General features: G+C 72.8%; 5 protein-coding genes. 4 read left to right on the forward strand and 1 reads right to left on the reverse strand.

Going from position 1 to position 3,424, the window contains the following annotated elements; genetic code table 11:
• Positions 1-119 precede the first annotated feature (119 nt).
• From U9R90_RS34490 to U9R90_RS34505, 4 genes are all read left to right on the forward strand, one after another.
• On the forward strand, positions 120-794 hold the full coding sequence (locus U9R90_RS34490) for an urease accessory protein UreF (protein ID WP_411061293.1): 675 nt from the start codon (positions 120-122) through the stop codon (positions 792-794).
• Between the two features lie 38 nt (positions 795-832).
• A complete protein-coding gene (gene ureG / locus U9R90_RS34495) occupies positions 833-1,522 on the forward strand; it encodes an urease accessory protein UreG (protein WP_411061295.1) in 690 nt (229 codons plus the stop codon).
• Complete coding sequence (locus tag U9R90_RS34500) at positions 1,519-2,364, forward strand: urease accessory protein UreD (RefSeq protein WP_411061297.1); 846 nt, start codon at positions 1,519-1,521, stop codon at positions 2,362-2,364. The genes ureG and U9R90_RS34500 overlap by 4 nt, the downstream gene beginning before the upstream one ends.
• 71 nt (positions 2,365-2,435) lie before the next feature.
• Entirely contained in the window at positions 2,436-2,801 is a 366-nt protein-coding gene (locus U9R90_RS34505) for a hypothetical protein (RefSeq protein WP_411061298.1), read from the forward strand.
• A 74-nt stretch (positions 2,802-2,875) separates the two neighbouring features.
• On the opposite strand, the gene U9R90_RS34510 is transcribed toward U9R90_RS34505, so the two are convergent.
• On the reverse strand, positions 2,876-3,424 hold a 549-nt coding region (locus U9R90_RS34510), incomplete at its 5' end, for a hypothetical protein (RefSeq protein ID WP_411061299.1).

Consider the following 3,424-nt stretch of genomic DNA (forward strand, 5'->3'; position numbering starts at 1 on the left):
CCCCGGGGGGGGGGGGGGCCCCCCCCCCCCCCCCCCCCCCCCCCCCACGGCGGTCGGCACCCGAACCCCGCAGACCTCCCGCAGCACCCCTCGCAACCATGAAAGGCAGCCGCTCGCGCATGAGCCGTGCAGCCCTGCTCCTGCTGGCCGACGGCCGCTTCCCCGCCGGTGGGCATGCCCACTCCGGCGGCGTCGAGGCCGCGGTCGCCAACGGAGCCGTATACGACACCGACACCCTGGAGGCGTTCTGCCGCGGACGCCTTCACACGGCCGGGCTGACCGCAGCCGGACTGGCCGCCGCGGCAGCGGCCGGACACGACCCGCTGATGCTGGACGGGGCGGCCGACGCGCGTACGCCCGTACCCGCGTTGCGGACCGTCGCCCGACGCCTTGGACGGCAGATGCTGCGCGCCGCGCGGGCGACGTTCCCGTCCGAGGAGCTGGAGCGGCTGGCCGCCGCCCGCCCCCAGGGCGCCCACCAGCCGGTGGTGCTGGGCCTCGCCGCTCGCGCCGCCGGGCTCGACCCGGTGGACGCCGCCTACGCCGCCGCGTACGAGAACGCGGGCGGCCCGGCCACCGCGGCCGTGCGCCTGCTGAGCCTCGACCCGCTCCACGCCTCGGGGCTGCTGGCCCGCCTCAGCGCCGAGACCGACGGCGTCGCCACCGCCGCCGCCGACGCCGCGGCCCGTGTCCCGGCCGCGGGTGTCGACGCCCTGCCGTCGGCGTCCGCACCACTCCTGGACATCACCGCCGAGCAGCACGCCGCCTGGACCGTCCGGCTCTTCGCCTCCTGACCACGACCCGAGCACCCCTGATTCGCAACGGAGTCACCATGCACCTCGACCACTCCCTGCCTCACCAGCACCTCCCCAGCGCCTCGGCGACCCGGCCCGACGGCAGGCGCCGCGCCCTCCGCGTCGGCCTCGGCGGCCCCGTCGGCTCGGGCAAGACCGCCACCGTCGCCGCCCTCTGCCGCGCCCTGCGCGACCGCTGGTGCATCGCCGCCGTCACCAACGACATCTACACCCGCGAGGACGCCGAATACCTGCTCCGCGAGGCCGTCCTGCCGCCCGAACGCATCACCGCCGTCGAGACCGGCGCCTGCCCGCACACCGCGATCCGCGACGACATCTCCGCCAACCTGGAGGCCGTCGAGCACCTGGAGGAGACCCTGCACCCGCTCGACCTCGTCCTCGTCGAATCCGGCGGTGACAACCTCACCGCCACCTTCTCCAAGGGCCTCGTCGACGTGCAGATCTTCGTCATCGACGTCTCCAGCGGCGACGACATCCCCCGCAAGGGCGGCCCCGGCATCACCACCGCCGACCTCCTCATCGTCAACAAGACCGACCTCGCCCCGTACGTCGGCGCCGACCTCGACGCCATGGCCGCCGACGCCAAGAAGCAGCGCGGCGATCTCCCCGTCGTCTTCACCAGCCTCACCTCCGACGACGGCATCCGGGAGGTCGCCGACTGGGTCACCGCCCACCTCACCGAGTGGCGAGCCGAGGCAGCCGTATGATCCCCGCTCCGCAACTCACCGTCGCCCGCGTCCCGCTGGGCGGCGCCCCCGGCGCCGAGGAGCCCAGCGGGCATCCCGACGGAGTACGGGCCACCGCGCTGATCCGCGCCGCGTACAACGGGCGCGTCACCACGCTCCCGCGGCTGCGCAGCGACGGACCGTTCCACCTTCGGCGGATGCGCACCAGCGGGCGCTCCGCCAGGGTGGGCATCATCGGCGCCATGAGCGCCCCGCTCGGCGGCGACCGGCTCGCCATCGACATCACCGCCGAGGACCGCGCCGAACTGGAGGTCACCACGGGCGCCGCCACGCTCGCCCTGCGCGGCCCCACCACTGAGCCCGCCACCTACGACGTACGCCTCACCGTGGGCGAACACGCCGACCTGCGCTGGCTGCCCCACCCCCTCATCAGCGCCGCGGGCAGCAACCTCCGCCAGGCGTACACCGTCGAACTCGCCGAGACCGCACGACTCGTACTGCGCGAGGAACAGCTCCTGGGCCGCGCCGACGAGGAGCCAGGACACCTCGTCAGCCGACTCCTCGTCCGCCGCGCCGGACGCCCGCTGCTCGACCAGCAGTCGGCATACGGCTCCCCGGAACCCGGCTGGGACGGCCCAGCGGTCCTGGGCGGCCACCGCGCAGTCGGCCAACTCCTCCTGGTGGACCCGAAGATGGACACCAAGCGCGAACCCGTACTGCTCCGCGAGCACTCCCGTGACGGCTGCGCCGTCCTCGCCCCGCTGGCCGACGGCCCCGCGCTCCTCGCCACCGCGGTGGCACCGACCTCCGCAGCACTACGGGAACTCCTCGACGAGGCCCTCACCCACGCCCTCGGCAACTAGATCCTGCGATCGCCTTCGTCATCAAGTACGTCCGTTAGGATCGCCCGGCACGACGACCTCATGGGGAAGGCATGGCCTACATCTTCATTTTCGGCTGCTTCCTCCTACTGGGCGTGGCCAGTTCACTGGCAGCGCGCGTTGGGTACCGGGGGACGGTCTGCGACAGGTCCGACGGGTACGAGGTCTCCGCGGAAGTGAAGTCCGACCCCGCCCTGCGGAAGCGGGCGAACGGCCTGGTGGCGTTCTGGTGCACCGGGGCCGCAGCACTCAGCTTCGCTGCGCTGGTGCCGATCGGGAGCGTCGTCCTGAGCGGCGGCGGTAAGTCGGTCTCCACCTGGGGGCTCGTGGTCTTCGCGCTTTACGGCCTGGCCGTGGTGACTCTGGGGGCCTACCCCTTCGAGAAGATCAAGCATCTCGGCAGACCCGCCGAACGCTGAACAACGATGCCCCCAGGGCCAGACCCAGCCCTGGGGGCATCTCCGCCACCCCCACCACCGGCGGGTGACGGGCGTCAGGCCAGGAGCTCGCGGATCAGGCTTCCGGGAATGAAGTACAGCGTCACGTAGGTCCCTACCGCGAACAGCGCCAGGGCGACGCAGGATCCGAAGGCATAGCCCAAGGGGGCCCACGCCCCGAGCGGCTTCTCCTGGCCCGGTACGAGCCAGATGGTCCGGTAGGGCAGGGCGGCCACCGCTGGTCCGCCCACCGAGCGCGTGTACTCATGCCGACGGCCCGAGGAGTCGGTGACCGCGAAGACGTCCTGGTGTGTCGACTTGGCGGGCTGTCGGCGTACGAAATCCGCCCGGACCCGCCGTCCGCCACGGACGAACCGCCACAGAGTCGGCAGAAACGTGGCCGCGACGCATCCCATGATGAAGGGGAAGACGCTGATCATCCCACCCATCACGGAGACGAGCAGCGCGGACAACAGAGCGGTGGGCCAGGCTTCGTCCATGACCAGGAAGAGCGCGACAGCGTGTGCGGTGAGGAAGGCGAGCGCGCCCCTGCCCGCGAGCTGGTTGGTGGTGTAGCGGTCGCGCCACCGCGGCTTTCCGGCGGG

The organism is Streptomyces sp. E11-3, assembly GCF_046540415.1.
In the GTDB taxonomy this organism is placed as follows: Bacteria; Actinomycetota; Actinomycetes; order Streptomycetales; family Streptomycetaceae; genus Streptomyces.